The 2,570-nt window shown below is 52.4% G+C and carries 3 protein-coding genes; 2 read left to right on the forward strand and 1 reads right to left on the reverse strand.

What is annotated here, in order from left to right; genetic code table 11:
• Positions 1 to 419 precede the first annotated feature (419 nt).
• On the forward strand, positions 420 to 1,088 hold the full coding sequence (locus tag L1069_RS23580; protein WP_129373459.1) for a hypothetical protein: 669 nt from the start codon (positions 420 to 422) through the stop codon (positions 1,086 to 1,088).
• Here L1069_RS23580 and L1069_RS23585 read toward each other — a convergent pair.
• Entirely contained in the window at positions 1,026 to 1,763 is a 738-nt protein-coding gene (locus L1069_RS23585; RefSeq protein ID WP_129373460.1) for a hypothetical protein, read from the reverse strand. The two genes, L1069_RS23580 and L1069_RS23585, sit on opposite strands and share 63 nt — an antisense overlap.
• A gap of 142 nt (positions 1,764 to 1,905) precedes the next feature.
• Between L1069_RS23585 and L1069_RS23590 the strand changes: the two genes are divergently transcribed.
• Complete coding sequence (locus tag L1069_RS23590; protein ID WP_129373461.1) at positions 1,906 to 2,247, forward strand: hypothetical protein; 342 nt, start codon at positions 1,906 to 1,908, stop codon at positions 2,245 to 2,247.
• Positions 2,248 to 2,570 lie beyond the last annotated feature (323 nt).

Raw genomic sequence — 2,570 nt, forward strand, 5'->3', positions numbered from 1 at the left:
CTTTTGACCTTCGCGCCAGGGCGCTGCGCGGCCGGAAAACCTGTCGAACGTCAGGCAAAACTGACTCGATGCGAGCCCTTTTCTGGGGAAATGACCTACACTCGCCAGGCATTTACACCCCAAGTGTCAAGCATTTCTGACCCAAACCGAACCCTCAGAACTGGATGTGAAACGGGTAAGATGCCGGGACAAAACCGTCATTCGCTGCGGGCGCAGCATAAGTTGCCAGAGGCGGTAGCTTTGCGCAGGAAGCGCCCTTTGCAAACTCAGCCGTTTCAGGGCTGCAACCGATACGAGCAAACCTGAAGGCTGAAGCTTGCCAAGAAAATTAGACATGTTGCGCATCTCAAAAGAAGGGAATCCTTGTCCTGCCCGCTCGCCATGCGGGTGCAAATGCTATCTTTCGAAAGGAAAAGACAATGGAACATCAGAGCATTCACACACACATGCAAGCCATTGAAGAACGCTTCAAAGCTGACGGCCTGACTCTTTACGTGTGTGAAGACCCAGAAGAACTGCCCCCCCTTCTACGGGAAGTTGGGAAGAAGAAAGTGCATCCGATGTCAGAAACCAGCGAAGATGAACTGAAATCAGGGCGTGCACTTTGGCTATTTTTGAAGAGGGAAGGCAGGTGCATTATCTGCATTTCTGCCAAGCTGGTTGACCTAGGCGAGAAGGACTTTGGAGACTACTTCCGGAATCTCGCGGCCTCTAAGTACGTTGGCAGAGACGACGTCGTTGCTAGCGTGTCACAGCCCTTGGTGGATGAACTAAGGGGTAGACTAATCTACTTCGGCGGAATTGAGGTGGCGCCTGACGAAAGAGGCGGTATTCGGCGGCTTGGAGATTTCGCCCAGTATGTGAAATTACTTGCCGCTATGCGCTGGGACTTTGATTGGATGTACACGATCATTGCCTACAAGCATCGGCGCCTTGCTGATGATTACGGCTTCAACGGAAAGTACCGGAACGCAATCCGCTGGGTGGAACCTGTTCCAGAGGGGTTGGCCAATGACCAGATGATCTTAGGCCTCAACGCTGTTCATTTCTCTCACATTGTCAGTAGTGTCGAGCCAGGTAACCTTTGAAAACACTGCTGTGACCGGCTCTCCTTGAGTGTCGGTCACTCGCATCGTAACCTTTCGATAGCCGCCTCTTACCCTTTGCCCCTTTATGACGACATCAAGCTCCTCATCTGTAACGAGGTAGGGAACTTCTACAAGCATTCGATGTGAATGCATCGCCCGCTCAAGGAGCTTCTCCTCAAAACTACCAACGATCCGATAAAAGTCGCGGTTTCCAGCCAGCATTAACCGCTCTGCAGTCGCGCTGCGTTTTCCAATTTGGATCGGGTGCATTATCCTGTCAGTGGGTTCTATTGGCTCGTAGAGGTCAACTTGATCTTCGAACCACTCCCAGTTTTTAAGTCGACCACCTTCTTGGTGAAACCAGTCCAGTATATGGTCTGTGGTAACGTTGAATCCTGCCCTGGCACAGGCCGCATGCTCTTCATTCGCCAACTCCGCCGCCCGCCACCGGTTCAGGCTCGCTGCGCTGGTGTGGGCTTCGGAAGGCAATTCGAAGAAAAACTGAATGGGTATGTGCAAGCCGACAGAAAGAAGACCCAAGGTGGATGCTGGAATCTCACGTTTGTTCCTCATCTGGCTTCTAAGAGTACCATAGTTCACTCCCGAAACAGTACAGGCTCTCTTCAAGCGCACGCCAGCGATCTTACAGGCCGCGTCAATCCGATCAGCTATCATGTCAGCCCCCAAAAGTTCACATATGTGAGTTTTCCTTCAAAAGATTGACAGAAGTATCACATTCCCACAACAGTTGCAGGAATGCATCGGCATTTCAACAATCATTACGTGTGCTGAGCGTTGCGCAAGGGATGGCTTCCAATTGAAACAGGCAGACGCAAATTTTTTGCACTCCGAAGAAAATGAAGGCACCCCAGATCTTCGCGGTGCCGAGCTGGAGCTTCTGGAAAAGGCTCGCAAGTTGTCTGGAAGAAGCATTGCGTTCTGGGCTCGCCTGACGGAAGGGCTTGATGAAGATGCGCGTGCTCTGTTGGTTTCCAGAGCGCATATGGTTTCATCCGAATTCACCGCCTCGTCCGACGATCTGCGGCGAGACCAAGGGGAAGCAATCGCCTTGTTGTCTCTTGTTGGGCAGCGCGACCGTCAGGTTTTTATTAAGGCACTTAGAAATCTAGTTGAGTTTCGCGCAGGGCGGAAAAACTAGTACGTTTCTTAAGGGTATTGAGCAACGCTCTTAACCCGTACAGCGTTTGTTTCGAATGCCCGCGTCGACCGCTAAGCCGGTTTTCTCTGACAGGCCATGCAATGGCCGCTTAGCGCCGTTAGTAACGTGCTGCGCATGCGAGAGGCAACCAAGTGGCCGATGGCAGTTGTGGGCTTTTTGGCATCTTCGCCGCCTGCCGCATGAACGTCCGTTTTCTGAGTTAGGGTCAGCAACCTGACAAGAAGGTCAGTTTTGCTTGGCGTTCAACAAAACCGGCCTTGCCCCCCCCCAGGGGGGGATTCGGACAAGCCGAACGCCCCCTG

This window comes from Leisingera sp. MMG026 (assembly GCF_021654205.1).
In the GTDB taxonomy this organism is placed as follows: domain Bacteria; phylum Pseudomonadota; class Alphaproteobacteria; order Rhodobacterales; family Rhodobacteraceae; genus Leisingera.

What these genes read in the sequence shown, in the direction of transcription:
- L1069_RS23580 (WP_129373459.1), top strand. Translation starts at nt 420, where the DNA reads ATGGAACATCAGAGCATTCACACACACATGCAAGCCATTGAAGAACGC.
- L1069_RS23585 (WP_129373460.1), bottom strand. Translation starts at nt 1,763, where the DNA reads ATGATAGCTGATCGGATTGACGCGGCCTGTAAGATCGCTGGCGTGCGC.